Here is a 16,943-nt window from a genome sequence, read left to right as displayed (position 1 = left end):
CCGAATCGTTACAGCGCGCGGATCTTGTTCACCAGCGCGGTGGTGGAACGCTCGTGGCGGAAGGGGATGGAATGGACCGTGCCGCCCCAGCCGAGCACTTCCGGGGCGCCGACGATGCGCTCCACGGGCCAGTCGCCGCCCTTCACCAGCACGGTGGGGCGGGCGTCCAGGATGCGGGCGATGGGGGTGTCCTCGTCGAACCAGGTCACCAGGTCCACGCAGCCGAGGGAGGCCATCACCGCCAGGCGGTCTTCCAGGATGTTGATGGGCCGGTCGTCGCCCTTGCCCTGGCGCTTCACCGAGGCGTCCGAGTTGAGGGCCACGATCATGGCCGCGCCCAGGGCCCGGGCCTGGGCCAGGTAGGTGACGTGGCCCCGGTGCAGGATGTCGAAGCAGCCGTTGGTGAACACCAGGGGGCGGGGCAGGGTGGCGGCGCGAGTGGCCAGTTGGTCGGGCGGGCAGATCTTGGCTTCGAAGTCGGGAGCGGGGTAGGCGGTCATGGGGTGGAAATGGGTTGGGATTGTTGGGGAGTGGAGTGGGAGTACAGGTGTGGGGCGTCATGGCCAGCGACGGCCATCCCCGCTTCCTCCACGCGGTTGCGTCCGGCGTGCTTGGCGGCGTAGAGGGCCTGGTCGGCTCGGTTGATGGCGTCTTCCAGGCCCTGGCCGGGGGCGATGGCGGTCAGGCCGATGCTGACGGTGGTGCCCTGGCCCTGGGCTGCCATGATTTCGGCCGCCTGGCGGATGCGTTCGGCCACGGCATGGCCCTCGCTGTGGCCGGTATCGGGCAGCAGCACGCAGAATTCCTCGCCGCCATAGCGGCAGCCCAGGTCATGCTGGCGTAGGCAGCCGACCAGGAGCCGGCTGAAGGCTTGCAGGGCGGCGTCGCCGGTGGCGTGGCCGCGGCTGTCGTTGAGGTCCTTGAAGTGATCCAAGTCGATCAGCAGCAGGGTGGCCGGCCGGCCGTTGCGGGCGATGCGCGCGACCTCGTGGCCGGCCTGCTCGGTGAAGGCGCGGCGGTTGGGCAGCTGGGTGAGGAAGTCGTGGCTGGCGGCCCGATTGAGCTCGCTCTGGAGGCGGTCGCCGATCAGGGTCAGCAGTCCCAGGATTTTGGCGATGCCCAGCACCAGGGCGATCAGGATGAAGAGGCTCTGGTAGAGGTCGCCCCCCAGGTAGTCGCCGGTGGGCGCCTCGGCCAGGGTGACGAGGATGCGGGTGCCGTGGTTGGCCGCTTCCACCAGGGCCAGGGCCGCCATCAGGCGGTGGACGATGGTGGTCGGCTGGGCCGCCGGGCGCAGCAGGGCATGGGCGATCAGCAGTTCCAGGCCGCCGACCATGATCGAGGTGAAGACGATGCGGCCGCTCAGCCAGTCCGGCCCAAGCCCCAGGGCAATGGACTGGAAAAGGACGGTCAGCACAGTGGGAAACAGCACCTGGCCGAAATGCACCGGCAGCCCGCGGAAGGTATTCATCCCCCGCCACAGCAGGGCGTTGCCGGCGATGATGCAGGCGTTGGCGGCGACGATGGAAATCGGCGCCCACACGATGCCGCGCAGGGAAATCCCCAGGCCGCCCAGAGCCATCAGGGCCGTGCTCCAGGCCCAGTCCCGGACCCCGGGCATGGCCGCGTGGCGCCGCCCGGTGAGCCACAGGGCGCCGGCAGACACCATCCCGACCAGCAAGATGACCAGATGCAGGGTGCGCAGGTCGAGGGTGAAGTGGGGGGAGGCGGGCATCGGTTCAGGCGCTGCCGGCGCAGCCGTGCCCCTGGGGAGGCCGGAGCGGCATTCCCTCTGGGATGGCGGGCTGGAGCGGTCGGTGCGGCATGGGATGGCGATGCGGGAGTGCAGGGAGTGCAGGGAGTGCAGGGAGTGCAGGGAGTGGGCCGGAACACGGGATGCCGGAATACGGGCCTAGGATAAGCCGAATGGCCGGTGGCAAAACGGCAGTAATGCGCATTTTACCGCTCGGCCGGTCCAGGCTTCCAGGCATCAAGGCAGGCGCCCGGCGGCAAGCAGCCGGCTGCCCAGCACGCCGGGGGAAATCCATAACACCAGGTCGTCGAATTCGCCGCCGGGGCTGCCGGCGGGGGCCGGGTCGTGGCTGACGAAGACCGGGTTGCCCGGACTGTCCTGGTTCTCTGTCTGGTCGGTGCCGTTGGCCGTGGCGTCCCGCCCGAGGGAGAGCACCACCGCCACCGCATCCCGGGCCAGGGCGGTGCTGCCGGCGGGGCAGTTCGCCGTCGCGCCGCTGCCGCTGGCCGGGCCGGCGCTGCACAGACGCAGCTTGCCGGATTGGGCGAACACGTCCGGCCAGTTGGCCTGGAGGCCGCCGCTGGTGGTGAAGGCGCCGGACTGGGCGGTGGCCACGGCGTAGCGCAGTCGGTTGCCCCAGCTGTCCAGCGCGAACCCGGCCCCATCCACCGGGCCGACGCCCAGGGTGGCGGCGGGCAGGAAGCCGTCGTAGGGGTTGCTGCAGGCACCGCCGCCGTCGGGCGATTCGATGCCGTTGCTGGTGGCGCTGGCCGGGCAGGGCAGCCGGCCGTGGACGGCGGCAAAGCCGAGCAGGGCCTCCCGGACAGTGTCCAGGGTGGCCCGGGTTTCCTGGCGGCTGCGCAGTTCGAGCTGGCCGCTCAGTGGGATGGCGAGGCCGCCGATCAGGAAGGCGGCGATGACCAGCACCACCGCCAGTTCGGCCAGGGTGAAGCCTCGCGGGAGGAGCGGGGAATGGCGCGTCATGGCGTGGTGCAGGCCAGGTCCAGGCTGAGGTCGCGGCGGATGCAGACGATGCGGTCGTTGCCGCTGGCTTGGCTGTAGCGGCCGAAACCGGCGCTGCCGGGCTGGGCGTTGAGCAGGGCAGCGGCATTGGTGCCGCCCAGGTAGTTGGCTGGGTCGTTGCGTTCGGCCTGGGTCTGGCGGCGTTGGCCGGCGGTGGCGCGGCCGGCGAAGATCACCAGGGCCGCGTAGGGGCCGGCGCCGTCCACGTAGAGGCAGTTGCCGGCGCAGGTGCCGTTGCCGGCCTGGGCCGGCTGGAAGTCCGGGGCGACGGCGTAGAAGAAGTGGTCCTTCCACTTATCCCACCAGCCATCTGGGCTATTGGCGGCGGTGGGGCTGCCCGCCACCCGGTCCCAACCGGCGGGGCAGTTGTCGGTGCGCAGCAGGCGGCAGGAAGCGCTGGCGCTGCCGTTGCAGGCCGCCAGGCCCGGGCTGGCGTTGCTCTTGCCGGTGGCCTGGTGGCTCAGCCAGACGTGGAAGGGTACCCGGCCGGCCAGCAGGCCGGCGGCGTCCTTGAAGGCGTCGTTGTCGAAGGTGTTGGGGGCGGTGCCGGTCAGAGCCAGGGGGCTGGCCCAGGGCAGGCGCCGGTAGGCGTTGCCGGCGGCGAAGGATGTCAGGCAGTCGGCGATCCGCTGCGCCAGGGCCGGAGATGGGCCGTTGCGCAGATAGGCCGGGTCGTACAGGGCGGCGGCAAAATCGCCGCGCCGGGCGATCCCCCGGGGAGCTTGGGCGGTGCCGAACAGATCCCGGGGCTGTAACCAGGCGAGCTGGTCGTTGGCATCCCGGCCGGCGTCGGGTTGGGCGAGGAGGGTGACGCCATCGATGGCCGGGTTGAGGAAGGCGTTGTCGACCGCGCTACCGTCGGCCAGGACGACCCGGTCGAGAAAATGGCTAGGATCGCTGTCCTGGCCGCATTCGCCGCTGCCTGAGGCGAGGCGATTCTGGCCCGCCAGGGCCGGCCCGGGGGCGAACACCACCACGGCGGCCAGATCGCTGGGGGCGGGGCCGGCCAGCCAGGCGCTGCCGCTGCTGGCCCGGATGGCGAACTGGCCGGGGGAATCCCAGTTGAGCAGGTAGGGTTTGGTACCGGTCTTGAAGCTGCCGGACACGGCGTACCACAGGCAGTGGCCGTCGTAGTCCTTGAGGGGCGGCAGGCCCAGGGTCTGCCAGGGCAGTCGGCCGAGAGCGCTCACGCCCCGGCCGCCGCAGGTGGAGGCGGCAACGCCTTCGCTGCCGGTGCCCAGGTCGGGGCAGGGCAGGTGGCCGGGCACGTAGGACTTGCCGCTGCTTTCCGGGTAGGTGATGGCGTAGGCGATCAAGGCCTCCCGGGCCTGTTGCAGTACCTGGGCGTTGAAGCGGCGACGTTCCCCGGTGAGGTCGAGGCGGGCCAGGCCGGTGACCAGGAGTCCGGCGGCGGCCACCCCGACCAGGGCCAGCAGGAGGAACAGGGCGGCGCCGCGTTGCTGGGCGTGCGCCCGGGGGGGGCCGGCGAGTTTGCGGGCGGATCGGCTCATGGCGTCGTGCTGCGGCGTATGGTGATGGCGCCGGCGGGAAGCAGCGGATGGTGATGTCCGGCGCCATCCAGGCCGTCGCCGGGACGCAGTTCCTGGTCGCCCTGATGGGCTCCTCGTTGGGTTGGGGCGAAACCGTCCGGCCAGGGGCGCGAGTGGGGATGGCCGTTCAGCCACAGGACGCGCTGGCCGTCGCCGCGTACCACCAGGCCGTCCAGGCGCAGGGCGGTGTCTGCCGCGGCGCCGACGAGGCCGTCGTGGCGGCGCGCATCCAGTTGCCGGCGCTCTTCGGCGGTGAAGAACAGGCGCTCCGGAGCCCCCTGGCCGGTTGCCGGCCAGGGGGCCAGGGACAGGAGCAGGGCCATGAGGGGAACGATGAGGGGGGCGAAGGCGGGCTTCATGGCCGGGGCGCTTTCTCGGCGGCGATCCAGTCCAGGGCGCAGTCGGCCTCCAACGTTGCAGCGGTGGCGGTGCCGTCGGGGGCAAGGCGTTGCAGCCGGCAGCGGCGCACCACCACCCGGGCCCGGGCCTCCTGCTCCAGGGCGCCGAGCAGGGCGAACAATTTCCCCTCGTGGGCCAGCCGCAGGCGCAGGGCCATGGGGGTGCGGTGGAAGACGTAGCCGCCGGCGTCGCCCAGGGGCTGGCGCGGGGCGAACTCATACTCCAGGGCGGCCGGCGCCAGGTGCCGGCCGAGGCCGGCCAGGGTTTCGACCCACTCCAGCCGCCCGCCGTCCAGGATGCCGCGGCGTTGCAGGCGGGCGAACTGCTCGGCGTGGTGGCGGATGTCCTGCGCTTCGTCCTCGATGCGGGACAGCCGGCTGGCGGCGTCCCGGAGGCGGGCATCGGCGGCGGTCCGGCCCCGTTCCGCCTGGGTGAGGGCGTAGCCGCCCCCGGCCAGGGCCAATGCGCCCAGGGCCATCAGTGCCAGGGTGAACGCCAAGGGACGGCGCAGGCCGGCCAGCTCGGTGCGGGTGGGCAGGAACCAGGTCATGGCGCGGAAACCTCCAGGCCGAAGGTAAAGGCCGGGGCGGCGCTTTCGCCATGGCTTCCACTGCGCAGCGTCGCGCCCGGTGACAGGTCGTAGGGCGCTTGCAGCACCGTTGGCGGCGTGCCGGTCGCCTCGGCCAGCCGCCGGGTGAAGGCGGTGAACGCGGCCATGGCGGCGCGGGGCGAGGGATCGCCGGCCGGGCGCAGGGTGCCGTGCAGTTCGGCCCGCAGCGTTCCCGCTGCATCCGTTTGCCGGGGTGGGGTATCGCCCCCGTCGCCGGTCTGGACCTCCCGGGACCATTCCAGGCGGGTCAGTTCGATTTCCGGGGCGGCGGCCAGGGCCCGGCCGAGGGCGTGCAGGAGAGGCTCGAACGACGGGCTTTGGCGTTCCAGCGCCTGGTAGCGGCCGACCACGGCCCGCAGGGTATCCCGGTCGGCGGGGGCGGGCGGCAGGGCGGCCAGCCCGGTCCGGTAGCGTTCTTCCGCCGCCGCGGCTTGCCGGGCCAGTTGCTGGCCCTCCCGTTCCAGAATGGCGGCCCGGTGCCATTGCCACAGGCCGATCGACAGGCAGAGCAGCAGGGTGAGGGCGCCCAGGCGAGGCAGCAGGCGGCCGGCTTGCCAGAGGCGATAGCGGCGGCGCAGGAGCGGCGGGGCGAATTGGGCTGCCGGGGGATGCCGTGCCAGCAAGGTCGGCAGCGCTGCGGGCAGGTCGGCGGTAGGGGTCGAGCCGTTAGGGCACGGGAGGGCGAGGGCCGGGTCGAGCCAGCGGAGTTGGACCAAGAGCGTGGGGTGGGGGACGTCCTCGTGCAGCGGTTTTGCCGATGGGCTTTCGGGGGCCTGGGTCGTGCCGGGTGCAATCAGGCAGGCCGCCAGGGGAGCGCTTTCCTTGGGCTGCCACAGGCCCTGGCTGCGCAGGTAGCGGGCCAGCAGTTCGGCTTCCCGGTGCGCCGCCTGGAACACGGCGTTTGGATCGGAAGCCTGGGCGGCAGGCACGGTCAGCGGGCTCAGGCGGCTCAGTCGCAAGGAGCCCCGGACCAGGTAGGTCTGCCGCAGGTGGCCGTCCTGGAACGTCAGCAGCAGGCAGGCGTCAAGCCGGTGCAGCCCCAGGCGGGCGGCCAGGGGCGCCGCCAGTTGGGCGGCGGAGTGGAGCCCGGCCACGGGGCGGCCCGCGTCGGCCAGGGCATCCAGCCAGGGCGCCAGCAGTCGCGGGGCGGTCAGGGCGGCCAGCAGCAGGCGCTCCTCGCGGCGGCGGCCGCCGGGGATGGGGGCGCGGGACAGCACCGTGGCGTAGGGCGTGGCGGGGAAGGTCCGTTCCAGGCGGCGGGCGATCACCGTGCGGCGTTCCGGGGCGGACAGGCGGGGCACGGTGATTTCCTGGAAGTCCTCCTCGGCCAGGTCGGCGAGCACCAGGCAGGGGCTGGCGTCCGTTTCGCCATCCAGGTGATGACGGAAGGCGGCGTGGCCTGCGTCGTCGGCGGAAAACCGTGCGGCGGCGCGCAAGCCCGTTGGCCCCGCTCGGTAGAGGGTCAGGCCCTGGGCGTTCAGGTAGAGGATGAGGTGGGGCATGGGGGCCGTGCTACGCCTTGATGTGCCCGAGGGTGTCGTACACCGGCCCCAGCACCGCGAGCATCACCCAGCCGAGCAGGGCGCCGAGGATCAGGGTCAGGGCCGGTTCCACCAGGGACTGGAGCCGGGCGGCGCCGTCCCGCACGTCCCGGGTGTAGAAATAGCCGACGTTGGCCAGGGTCCGGTCCAGTCCGCCGGTCTGCTCGCCGATCCGCAGCATGCGCAGCACCAGGGGCGGGAACAGGCCGGTGTGGGCGAAGGCGGCGGCGATGCCGCTGCCCTGGGCGATCTGGGTTTCGGCCCGGGCCAGGGCCTGGCGGACGGCCCGGTTGCCGACCACCTGCCGGGTGATGCCCAGTCCTTCCAGCACCGGGATGCCGGCGCCGTAGAGCAGGGCGAAGGTGGCGGCGAAGCGCGACAGGGCGAGTTTCAGCAGTAACCCGCCGATCAAGGGCAGGCGCAGCAGTGCGCCGTCGGTGGCGAGGCGCAGCCGGGGGCTGGTGCGCCAGAGGGCTGTGCCCAGGGCCAGCAGGAGCGGGGGCAGGAGCAGCAGTGTCGGCCAGTGCCGCGCCAGCAGGTCGGAGACGGCGAACAGGGCCCGGGTCTGCAACGGCAGCGCCTGGCCCATGCCGCGCACGAACTGCTTGAGCTGGGGCACCAGGTAGACCATCAGGAAGCCGGTGGCAGCCAGCACCACCACCGCCACGAAGGCCGGGTAGGTCAGGGCGCGGCGGGTGTGGGCGGCCAGTTCATCCTCCCATTTCAGGGTGTCCCCCAGGCTGGCCAGTACCTCGGCCAGGCGGCCGCTGGCTTCCCCTGCCCGCACCAGGTTCACCGCCAGGGGCGGAAAGGTCCGGCCCTGGGCGGCCATGGTCTGGGACAGGGATTGGCCGCCGGCCACTGCTTCGGCCAGGGCGGCGGCGGCCCGGCGGCTGCGGGGCCTGTCCAGGGTGTCGCGCAGGTCGGTCAGGCCGTCCTGGAGGGGCACGCCGGCCCGGTACAGCTGTTCGAGGTGAAAGCACAGGTCGATCAGTTCGCGCCGCGGCAGGAGGCGATCCGGGCCAAGGCCGAGACCCAGGCTGAAACTGTTGGTGTGGAACGGTGCGCCGCTCACCAGGTCCAGGCCGAGGCGGCCCAGGCGCGCCTCCAGGTCGGCCAGGCCCGCGGCGTCGATCTGGCCCCGTACCCGGCGGCCGTCGGCGTCGATGGCGCGGTAGGCGAAGCGCATGGCTACAGCCGCCCGGTCAGGTCCACCACCCGGGCCAACTCCTCCAGGGCGGTGTCGCCGGCCAGGACCCGGGCGGTGCCGTCCTCGGCCAGGGAGCGGAATCCGGCGCTCCGGGCGGCCTCGCCCAGGGCCCGCTGGCGGGCGCGGGATGCGACCAGTTCCTCCAGCTCGGCGTTCATACGCAGGACCTCCATCACCGCCAGGCGGCCCCGGTAGCCCTGCCGGTTGCAGTGGGCGCAGCCGCCGGGGCGGTACAGCAGGGGGGCGGGAGATTCCGGGGCCAGGCCGAGCAGGCGCCGTTCCCGGGCATCGGCGGGGCGGCCGGTCTTGCAGTGGGGGCAGAGGCGACGCACCAGGCGCTGGCTGACCACGCCGATCACGTTGCCGGCCAGCAGGTCCGGCGAGACGCCGATGTCGAGCAGGCGGGGAAAGGCGCCCAGGGCCGAGTTGGCGTGCAGGGTGGAATACACCTGGTGGCCGGTCATGGCGGCGCGGAAGGCCATGGCGGCGCCCTCGCCGTCACGGATTTCGCCCACCAGGATCACGTCCGGGTCCTGGCGCATCATGGTGCGGATGCCCGTGGCGAAGTCCAGGCCGCTTTCGGCCACCGAGGTCTGGCGCACCAGGGGAAGGGGATATTCCACCGGATCTTCCAGGGTCATGATGCTGATCTCGGGCCGGTTGAGGTGGCTGAGGATCGAGTACAGGGTGGTGGTCTTGCCGCTGCCGGTGGGGCCGGTGAACAGGATCAGCCCTTCCGGGCGGGCGATCATGGTGTCGAGCTGGGCGAGCTGGTCCCCGCTCATGCCCAGACCGTCCAGGGGGACGATGCCCTTGTGCCGGTCGAGGATGCGCAGCACCAGGTTCTCGCCGTGTAGGGTGGGCTGGCTGGAGGCGCGAAAATCCACCGGGCGACCGCCCAGGGTGAGGGTGGCGCGGCCGTCCTGGGGTGCCCGGCTCTCGGCGATGTCCATGCCGGCGATGACCTTGAGCCGTACCGCCATGGCCGGCCAGTGGCTCTTGTGCAGCATCCGCACCTGGCGCAGCAGGCCGTCGATGCGGTAGCGGATGCGCAGGAAGGTGGCTTCCGGCTCGAAATGGATGTCCGAGGCGCCCTGCCGGGCGGCATCCGCCAACAGGGCGTCGATCAGGCGTACCACCGGCTGGCCGTAATCCTCCGGGCCGTGGTGCCCGGTTGCCGGCCACGGCGGGCGAGGCTCGGCGCTGCCGGTTTCGAGTTCGTGCAGGATGCCGTCGATGGACAGCTCGTGACCGTAGTGGGCGTCGATGGCCCGCTCGATCTCGGCCTCGCCGGCCACCAGGAGGCGCACTTCCGCCACGTCGTCGCCCAGATGGGCGCGGAGCCGGTCCAGGGCCATGATGTCGTCGGCGTCGGCCATTGCCAGGGTGAGGCACCGGGTTTCGGCGTCGAAGGCCAGGGGCAAGGCCCGGTGCCGTTCGGCCAGGTGGCGGGGCAGCAGGGCCAGGGCCTGGGGGTCGGGCAGGGCATGGGCCAGGTCCACGCCCTCCCGGCCCTGGCTTTCGCTCTGGGCCTGGCGCAGGGCGGCCTCGGCGATGAAGCCCAGTTCAACCAGCAGGCGGCCGATCGGCTGGCCGGTCTTGGCCCGCTCCCGCTGGGCGATGTGCATCTGGTCCGCGCTGACCAGGCCCCGGGCGATGAGGATGTCGCCGAGGGTGTGGTGGAGTTGGGGGTGGGGCGCCATGGCGGGGTCCAGGGGAATACGGCTCAGGGCGTGGCGGCCCCGGGGACTGCCGGGGCCAGCGCTTCCAGGCGGGCCTGGGCGAGCCGGGTGTCGAACCCCGCCGGTCGCTCGTGGGCCGCGTCCAGGGCGAGGCGGTAGTAGCGGGCGGCCAGGGGCGGTCGGTGCAGACGGTCCAGGGCCACCGCTAGGTTGTAGAGCGCGTCCGGGTTGTCGGGGGCGGCGCTGTGGGCGGCGAAGAAAGCCTGCTGGGCCTCGCTCCAGCGTTGCTGTCCGGCCAGCAGGTTGCCCAGGGCGAAGTGCAGGGCGGCGTTGCCCGGATCGCCGGTCAGCAGGGCCTTCAGCCGGCTCTCGCCGGTGGCTGCGTGCTCGCCCTGGAGCCCCGTCAGCCCGGCCAGGGCAGGGCCGTGGCGGGGATCGGCGACGAGGGCGCGGCCGTAGAGCGCCGCGGCCCGTTCCATCTCCCCGCGCCGGGCGGCCAGCAGGCCCAGGGCCGTCAGGGCGTCCGGGTTGTGCGGATCGGTATGCACTATGGCCCGGTAGGCCTGCTCCGCCTCGTCGAGCCGACCGGCCTGGAGCAGGGCATGGGGGCGGTCGAGGGGGTTGGTTCCTGTGTCAGGGGCATGGCGGCGGAAGATGGGGGTGTCGGTGGCATCGATAGCCGTGGCGTTGTTTGGCACCCGTTTGCGGTCTGGTGGCGTAGTGGGGGCGTTGCGGGGTGTTTGGGTCGAGGGGGTCGTTACCGCCTCGGGGTCTGCCGGGGCGGCCAAGTTGGTGGGGGGCACGGGGCTGTCGGCTGTGGCGGCCGGGGCAAGGTGCAGCGGTGCGGCGCTGGCAGATGCGTTTGCCGGGGCGGCACCGAACGGTGGGTGCCAGGCCAGGACGGCAGCGACCAGGAGCGCCGTGGTGAGCGCTCCCGCACCCCAAAGCCAATAGGGGCGCGGGGTTGCCGGTGCTGACCCGGCCTCTGGGGGGGCTTCCCCCCACGGGGCGTCGCACCGGGCGGTCGGTTTGGTCGGTTCGCGGTGTCGGGGCGGCTCCGCTTCCGCCAGGGAGAGTGCCGCGGTGGCCGGGGTGGGATACCCATCGACGGCCGGGTGGTGGCCCCAGGTCATGGGCGCTGGCCTCCATCCAGCGGCGTGGCCGGCGCCAGCTGCCAGCGGGGCGTATCGCCCTGGAGGAAGGCGGGGCCGGGCAATTGTTCGCGCAGGGCGGCGTAGTCCCCCGCCAGGCTGGCGTCGCGGACGATGGTCGGGCGCAGGAAGATCACCAGCTCGCCCTTGGCCGTGGCGTCGTTGCGGTTGGTGAACAGGGCGCCGAGGCCGGGCAGCCGGTGCAGGCCGGGGATGCCCTCGTCCTGGTTGTCCACGCTGTCTTCCATCAGCCCGCCCAGGACGGCGATGTTGCCGTTCTCGATGCGCAGTACCGATTCCATCTCCCGGGTGCGGATCACCGGGATCTGGCTGACGATGTCCTCGGCGAAGCCGTTGCTGGCGCTCTTCTTCAGGGCCGGGTTGGGGTCCCGCACCTGGCCGATGATGCGCGAGATGCTGGGGCGGATGTTGAGGATCACCGTGTCGCCATCGCCGATCTGGGGCGTGACGTTCATGACGATGCCCACCGGCACCGAATTGGGCGTGGTGGTGAAGGTGGTGACGGTGCTGGTCTGGTTTTGGGTGGTGTCGGCCTTGATGGTGAAGAACACCTGGTTGTCCACCACCTTGAGGATGGCGCTCTGGTTATTGAGAACGCTCATCTTCGGGCTGGACAGCACCTTCACTGTGCCGAAGCTCTCCAGCAGGCTGATCGATGCGGCGATGCCGCCCAGGCGCGAGTCTGGGTTGCGATAGGCCAGTTCGGCCAGGCGGCTGCCGGCAGCGAAGAAGCCGGTGGCGCTCGGCGTTTGCAGGGTGAAGCCCTTGCTGCCCAGGGGCAGGCGGCTCCAGTCGATGCCCTGGCGGAAGTTCTCGGTCAGATGGACCTCGGCGATGGTGGCCTCGATCAGCACCTGGCGGCGGGCCGAAGCCAGCACCCGGTCGAGAAATTCCCGGATGCGCTCGTGCTGGCGGGAGGTGGCCCGCACCGTGACCACGCCGCTTTCCGGATGGGCGATCACCGAGGCCGCTTCGCGGAAGGTGGAGCGCCGCACCACCGTGGTGCCATTGCCCTGGAGCGAGGCCGGGTTGGGGCTGGCCGCGATGCTGCCGGCCGCGGCGGCATTGGCGGCGGCGGACAGGGACCGGCCGGTGCCGGCGTGGGGTGTGGCACCGGTGCCGGTGGTGGTCTGGCTGGCGGCCTGCTCCACCACGGTCTCGCTGGACCCCTCGGGCAGCAGCTTGTCGGTTTCGCGCAGGATGTCGCGGACGTTGGCGATCAGGGTCTCCCAGAAACGGTTCTGGGCCTTGTTCTCGATGCGGGTCAGGGAATTGTTGCTGGTGGCGCCCGGTGCTGGGGCGGTGGTTCCGGTGGCGGTGCCCGCCACCGCCGCGCCAGTGGCCAGCTGGGTGGCCAGGGACACGGTGGCGCTGGTGTCCCGGCTCATGTTGACGTAGTCCACCTTGTAGTGGCGCAGGAAGGGCGTGTCGGGCATCACCGCCAGATTCGGGCCGTCCAGCTCCCAGCGCAGATCCACCTGCCGGGCGATGCGGGCGAGGATCTGGGGCAGGGTCTGGTCGATGGCGTTGAGGGTGACCGTGCCGGCGATGCCGGGGTGGATGTCCACGTTGACCTTGGTGTCCCGGGCCAGGGCGAACAGCAGGTCGTGGACCTTTACGTTGTTAACGACTACCGAGTAGACCTCGGTGCGGGGTGCCGCGCCGGGCTTGGGCGGCGGAAGGAACAGGGGCTGGGTCACCAGCGGGGGCGGGGTGCCCGGCGTGGGCCGAAGGGTGTCCGTTTCAGTCAAGTGGGCTGACGAGGGAGGCCGGGGGGCGGGTGCGGAACAGGCGGTCGCCAGAAATGCCAGGGCCAGCCAAGGCATGGCCCCACGGATGCGGCGGCGCCATGGCAGTCCGCGAGGTGGCGGTGGATGGATGAACGAACCGTCTGGCACAGCAACCTCCCCTGGAAGAATGCTGCTGGGTTTTTTTTATGATGTTGGAATTGTTTCTGGATTGTAGCCAGACTGTCGCGGAAATGTCACGTACCTGGGGCGCAGAGAATTCCGGGGCTGGGCGGAAAGGCGCTTCTGCTACAATGCGCACCTTTGTCAGGCCTCCGGGCGCCGTTCGGCTGCCCATTCCAATGTGCTGGTGGCAGTGTTGCCGCCGATGCCCAGGCCGTTATTTCTCCAGGACTTTTTTGCCAGCCGTGACTTCCGAGAGTCTCGTCGAAATCCGCGACCTGCACTTCGCCTACGATGCGGATCGCCCCATCCTGTCCGGGATCAACATGCGTTTCCCCCGGGGCAAGGTGGTGGCCATCATGGGCGGGTCCGGCTGCGGCAAGACCACCCTGCTCAACCTGATCGGCGGCCAGCTGCGGCCGTCCTCGGGCGAGGTGCGGGTGGACGGCCGCGAGGTGGCGGCCATGGACGAGGCCGAGTTGTACGCCCTGCGCCGGCGCATGGGCATGCTGTTCCAGTTCGGCGCCCTGTTCACCGACATGTCGGTGTTCGACAACGTGGCCTTCCCGATCCGCGAGCACACCGACCTGCCCGAATCCCTGGTAGCCGACCTGGTGGCCATGAAGCTCCAGGCCGTGGGCCTGCGCGGCGCGGCCCGGCTGGCGCCCCGGGAGCTGTCCGGCGGCATGGCGCGCCGGGTGGCCCTGGCCCGGGCGGTGGCCCTGGACCCGATGCTGGTGATGTACGACGAGCCGTTCACCGGCCTGGACCCCATCTCCCTGGGCATCATCGGCCAGTTGATCCGCAAGCTCACCGACGCCTTGGGGGCGACCTCGATCATGGTGACCCACGACATCCAGGAATCCCTGCAGATCGTGGATTACATCTACTTCATGTCCAACGGCCGCGTGGTGGCCGAAGGCACGCCGGACCAGATCCGCAATTCCACCGACCCGTTCGTGCACCAGTTCGTCCATGCCGAGGCCGACGGGCCCGTGCCCTTCCACTACCCGGCGCCGCCCATCGCCTCCCTGCTGGAGCCCCGTCGTGCTTAAGCGCCTGCTGTCCCGCCTGGGGGCGTCCGTGGTCGATTCGCTGTGGCGGCTCGGTTTTGCCGCCCGCTTCTTCTGGGCCATCCTGACCCATTCCGGTACCGCCCTGGTGCGCTTCAACCTGACCATCCGGGAAGTGTTCTTCTCCGGCGTGATGTCCCTGGTGATCATCCTGGTCTCGGGCCTGTTCGTCGGCCTGGTGCTGGGCCTCCAGGGCTACGACACCTTGCAGCGCTACGGCTCTTCCGAGGCCCTGGGCATCCTGGTGGCCCTCTCCCTGGTGCGGGAGCTGGGGCCGGTGGTGGCGGCATTGCTGTTCGCCTCCCGGGCCGGGTCGTCGATCACCGCCGAGGTGGGCATCATGAAAGCCTCGGAGCAGCTCAAGGCCATGGACATGATGGCGGTCAACCCGATCGCCCGGGTGGTGGCGCCGCGCTTCTGGGGCGGGGTCATCTCCATGCCCCTCCTGGCCGCCCTGTTCTCGGCCATGGGCATCTTCGGTGGCTGGCTGATCGGCGTCCAGTTCATCGGCGTCGACGACGGCGCCTTCTGGTCCCAGATGCAGGCTTCCGTGGATTTCCGCACCGACGTGCTCAACGGCGTGATCAAGAGCGTGGTGTTCGGCATCGCCGTCTCGTTCATCGCCGTCTTCGAAGGGTTCGACGCCACGCCGACCGCCGAGGGCGTGTCGGCGGCGATCACCCGCACCGTCGTCACCTCGGCGCTGGCCATCCTGGCGCTCGATTTCGTACTCACCTCGTTCATGTTCCGGGGACTCTGATGAAACGTACCGTGCTCGACCTGTGGGTCGGCGCCTTTGTCGCCGTCGGCATCGCCGCCGTCCTGTTCCTCGCCCTCAAGGTGGGCAACCTGTCCGCCGCCAACTTCGCCGAGACGTACCGCCTCGAGGCCCGCTTTGATAACATCGGCGGCCTCAAGGTGCGCGGCCCGGTCAAGAGTGCCGGCGTGGTGGTGGGCCGGGTGGCCGACATCCGCTTCGACCCCGAGACCTACGAAGCCGTGGTGACCCTCAACATCGAGTCCCGCTACCGCTTCCCCAAGGACACCTTCGCCTCCATCCTCACCGCCGGCCTGCTCGGCGAGAACTACGTCGGCCTCGACGTGGGCGGCGAGGAGAAGAAGCTCCAGCCCGGCGACACCATCGCCAAGACTCAGTCCGCCGTGGTGCTGGAAAAGTTGATCAGCCAGTTCATGTTCAACAAGGCGTCCGAAGGCGACGCCGACAAGAAGTGACCCGGCCGGCGCCGTGCCGCTGCCGCCCTTGCCAACCCTCTCACGACCAAACCTTTCAGGACACGCCGTGACTTCGATCCGCAAACTTGCCGCCCTGAGTCTTCTCGCCAGTCTGGTGCTGACCGGCTGCGCCACCACCGGCGAAAACCCCAAGGACCCCTGGGAGCGCCAGAACCGGGCCGTCTTCGCCTTCAACGAGGGCGTGGACAAGTACGCCCTCAAGCCCGTCGCCCAGGGCTACGACTACGTGCTGCCGACCCCGGTGAAGACCGGCGTCACCAACTTCTTCGACAACATCGGCGACCTGTGGATCGGGGTCAACAACCTGCTTCAGGGCAAGCCGGCGGACGCAGCGAGCGACCTCGGCCGCCTGCTGATCAACTCCACCGTGGGCATCCTCGGCGTATTCGACGTGGCTACCCCGATGGGGCTGGAAAAGCATGAGGAAGACTTCGGCCAGACCCTCGGCCGCTGGGGGGCCGAACCCGGGCCCTACGTGGTCCTGCCGGTCGCCGGCCCCCGCGACGTGCGCGACAGCGGCGGCCTGGCGGTGGACCTGCTGACCGACCCCCTCTCTTACTATCCCCACCAGGTGGCGGTGCGCAACTCCCTGTGGGGCGTGCGCCTGGTGAACAACCGGGCCGTACTGCTGCCCGCCGAGAAGGTGATCGACGAGGCGGCCCTGGACAAGTACAGCTACCTGCGTGACGCTTACCTGCAACGCCGGCGCAACCTGGTGTACGACGGGAATCCGCCGCGCCCCAAGGACGACGACGAATAAGCGTCCACCCATGACAGAGACGCCGCCGCGGGACGCCAGTCCCGCGTGGCTTTTTTACCCCAGCCAGACGGAAACGCGATGATGAAACGACTTCTCTCCCTCGCCTCGACCCTGCTTGCCCTGGCCTGCGCCGCCCCGGCCATGGCCGACGACGCTCCCGACGCACTGGTCAAGCGCGTCACCGAGGACGTGCTGCAGATCGTGCGCGGCGACAAGGACATCCAGAGCGGCAACACCCAGAAGGCCATCGCCCTGGTCGAGGCCAAGGTGCTGCCCCACTTTAACTTCAACCACATGACCGCCCTGGCCATGGGCCGGGACTGGAACAAGGCCAACCCCGACCAGAAGAAGGTGCTGGTGACCGAGTTCCGTACCCTGCTGGTGCGCACCTACTCCAATGCCCTGACCGCCTACAAGAATCAGACCATCGAGTACAAGCCGTTCAAGATGCAGCCGGCCGACACCGAGGTGCTGGTGCGCACCCAGGTCAACCAGCCCGGCGGCAAGCCGGTGCAGATCGACTACAACCTGGAAAAGCTCGACGAGGGCTGGAAGGTCTTTGACGTGGTGGTGGCGGGCGTCTCCCTGGTCACCAACTACCGCGACACCTTCACCCAGGAAGTGCGCGCCGGTGGTGTGGACGGCCTGATCAAGTCCCTCCAGACCAAGAACAAGGCTTCGGAAGCCAAGGCGGCGGAGCGCAAATGATCGCACTCAAGGACGGGCGCCTCTGCGTCTCCGGCCCCATGACCATGGCCAGTGCCGCCGCCTTGCTGGCGGCGGGGCTGGCCCATCTGTCTCAGGCCTCCGCCGGGGTGGACCTGGCGGGGGTCGAAGCGGTGGATTCGTCAGGCCTCGCCGTGCTGCTCGAATGGGCCCGCGCCGCCGGTCGCCCCCTGGCGGTCACCGCTGCGCCGCCGGCCCTGTCCGCCCTGGCCGCCCTCTACGACCTGGACGGCCTCCTCGGCCTGGCCCTGGCCGCCTGACGGCGCCCCGGCCGGTCGGT

At 70.8% G+C, this 16,943-nt stretch carries 17 protein-coding genes; 6 read left to right on the top strand and 11 right to left on the bottom strand.

Annotated features, from left to right (window positions below; all coding sequences use genetic code 11):
- Window positions 1–8: 8 nt before the first annotated feature.
- The 11 genes from rfaE2 to LWW89_RS11905 all read right to left on the bottom strand — a co-directional run bounded on the left by rfaE2 (window position 9) and on the right by LWW89_RS11905 (window position 12,691).
- On the bottom strand, window positions 9–500 hold the full coding sequence (gene rfaE2, locus LWW89_RS11955) for a D-glycero-beta-D-manno-heptose 1-phosphate adenylyltransferase (RefSeq protein WP_293264424.1): 492 nt from the start codon (window positions 498–500) through the stop codon (window positions 9–11).
- The gene (locus tag LWW89_RS11950; protein ID WP_293264422.1) at window positions 497–1,735 is read right to left on the bottom strand and encodes a GGDEF domain-containing protein; all 1,239 of its coding nucleotides are present in this window, start codon (window positions 1,733–1,735) and stop codon (window positions 497–499) included. Before LWW89_RS11950 ends, rfaE2 begins: the two co-directional genes overlap by 4 nt.
- A 255-nt stretch (window positions 1,736–1,990) precedes the next feature.
- Window positions 1,991–2,737: a type II secretion system protein gene (locus LWW89_RS11945; RefSeq protein ID WP_293264420.1), complete on the bottom strand. Its 747-nt coding sequence runs from the start codon at window positions 2,735–2,737 to the stop codon at window positions 1,991–1,993.
- Window positions 2,734–4,287, bottom strand: a complete 1,554-nt coding sequence (locus LWW89_RS11940; RefSeq protein WP_293264418.1) for a hypothetical protein — start codon at window positions 4,285–4,287, stop codon at window positions 2,734–2,736. Before LWW89_RS11940 ends, LWW89_RS11945 begins: the two co-directional genes overlap by 4 nt.
- Window positions 4,284–4,685, bottom strand: a complete 402-nt coding sequence (locus tag LWW89_RS11935; protein WP_293264416.1) for a hypothetical protein — start codon at window positions 4,683–4,685, stop codon at window positions 4,284–4,286. Before LWW89_RS11935 ends, LWW89_RS11940 begins: the two co-directional genes overlap by 4 nt.
- Entirely contained in the window at window positions 4,682–5,275 is a 594-nt protein-coding gene (locus LWW89_RS11930) for a hypothetical protein (protein ID WP_293264414.1), read from the bottom strand. Before LWW89_RS11930 ends, LWW89_RS11935 begins: the two co-directional genes overlap by 4 nt.
- On the bottom strand, window positions 5,272–6,837 hold the full coding sequence (locus LWW89_RS11925) for a hypothetical protein (RefSeq protein WP_293264412.1): 1,566 nt from the start codon (window positions 6,835–6,837) through the stop codon (window positions 5,272–5,274). The genes LWW89_RS11930 and LWW89_RS11925 overlap by 4 nt, the downstream gene beginning before the upstream one ends.
- A 10-nt stretch (window positions 6,838–6,847) precedes the next feature.
- Window positions 6,848–8,065: a type II secretion system F family protein gene (locus LWW89_RS11920; RefSeq protein WP_293264410.1), complete on the bottom strand. Its 1,218-nt coding sequence runs from the start codon at window positions 8,063–8,065 to the stop codon at window positions 6,848–6,850.
- A 2-nt stretch (window positions 8,066–8,067) separates the two neighbouring features.
- The gene (locus tag LWW89_RS11915; protein WP_293264408.1) at window positions 8,068–9,789 is read right to left on the bottom strand and encodes a GspE/PulE family protein; all 1,722 of its coding nucleotides are present in this window, start codon (window positions 9,787–9,789) and stop codon (window positions 8,068–8,070) included.
- Window positions 9,790–9,812: 23 nt separating this feature from the next.
- Window positions 9,813–10,571 carry a tetratricopeptide repeat protein gene (locus LWW89_RS11910; protein WP_293264406.1) on the bottom strand — a complete coding sequence of 253 codons (759 nt, stop codon included), beginning with the start codon at window positions 10,569–10,571 and terminating at the stop codon, window positions 9,813–9,815.
- A gap of 326 nt (window positions 10,572–10,897) precedes the next feature.
- Window positions 10,898–12,691: a type II and III secretion system protein gene (locus LWW89_RS11905; protein WP_293264404.1), complete on the bottom strand. Its 1,794-nt coding sequence runs from the start codon at window positions 12,689–12,691 to the stop codon at window positions 10,898–10,900.
- A gap of 404 nt (window positions 12,692–13,095) precedes the next feature.
- Here LWW89_RS11905 and LWW89_RS11900 point away from each other — a divergent pair, with 404 nt between their 5' ends.
- The 6 genes from LWW89_RS11900 (at window position 13,096) to LWW89_RS11875 (ending at window position 16,923) form a co-directional block, all read left to right on the top strand.
- Window positions 13,096–13,905 (top strand): ABC transporter ATP-binding protein, encoded by an 810-nt coding sequence (locus LWW89_RS11900; protein ID WP_293264402.1) that lies wholly within the window; start codon window positions 13,096–13,098, stop codon window positions 13,903–13,905.
- The gene (mlaE, locus tag LWW89_RS11895) at window positions 13,898–14,683 is read left to right on the top strand and encodes a lipid asymmetry maintenance ABC transporter permease subunit MlaE (RefSeq protein WP_293264400.1); all 786 of its coding nucleotides are present in this window, start codon (window positions 13,898–13,900) and stop codon (window positions 14,681–14,683) included. The genes LWW89_RS11900 and mlaE overlap by 8 nt, the downstream gene beginning before the upstream one ends.
- Window positions 14,683–15,156 carry an outer membrane lipid asymmetry maintenance protein MlaD gene (gene mlaD / locus LWW89_RS11890; protein ID WP_293264398.1) on the top strand — a complete coding sequence of 158 codons (474 nt, stop codon included), beginning with the start codon at window positions 14,683–14,685 and terminating at the stop codon, window positions 15,154–15,156. The genes mlaE and mlaD overlap by 1 nt, the downstream gene beginning before the upstream one ends.
- A gap of 67 nt (window positions 15,157–15,223) precedes the next feature.
- Window positions 15,224–15,937 (top strand): VacJ family lipoprotein, encoded by a 714-nt coding sequence (locus tag LWW89_RS11885; protein WP_293264397.1) that lies wholly within the window; start codon window positions 15,224–15,226, stop codon window positions 15,935–15,937.
- Window positions 15,938–16,015: 78 nt separating this feature from the next.
- On the top strand, window positions 16,016–16,645 hold the full coding sequence (locus tag LWW89_RS11880) for an ABC transporter substrate-binding protein (protein ID WP_293264396.1): 630 nt from the start codon (window positions 16,016–16,018) through the stop codon (window positions 16,643–16,645).
- Window positions 16,642–16,923, top strand: coding sequence for an STAS domain-containing protein (locus LWW89_RS11875; RefSeq protein ID WP_293264395.1), 282 nt, complete (start codon window positions 16,642–16,644; stop codon window positions 16,921–16,923). Before LWW89_RS11880 ends, LWW89_RS11875 begins: the two co-directional genes overlap by 4 nt.
- Window positions 16,924–16,943: the final 20 nt, after the last annotated feature.

The organism is Oryzomicrobium sp. (assembly GCF_021287045.1).
Lineage (GTDB): Bacteria > Pseudomonadota > Gammaproteobacteria > Burkholderiales > Rhodocyclaceae > Oryzomicrobium.
This window is presented reverse-complemented; position numbering and strand designations above follow the sequence as displayed.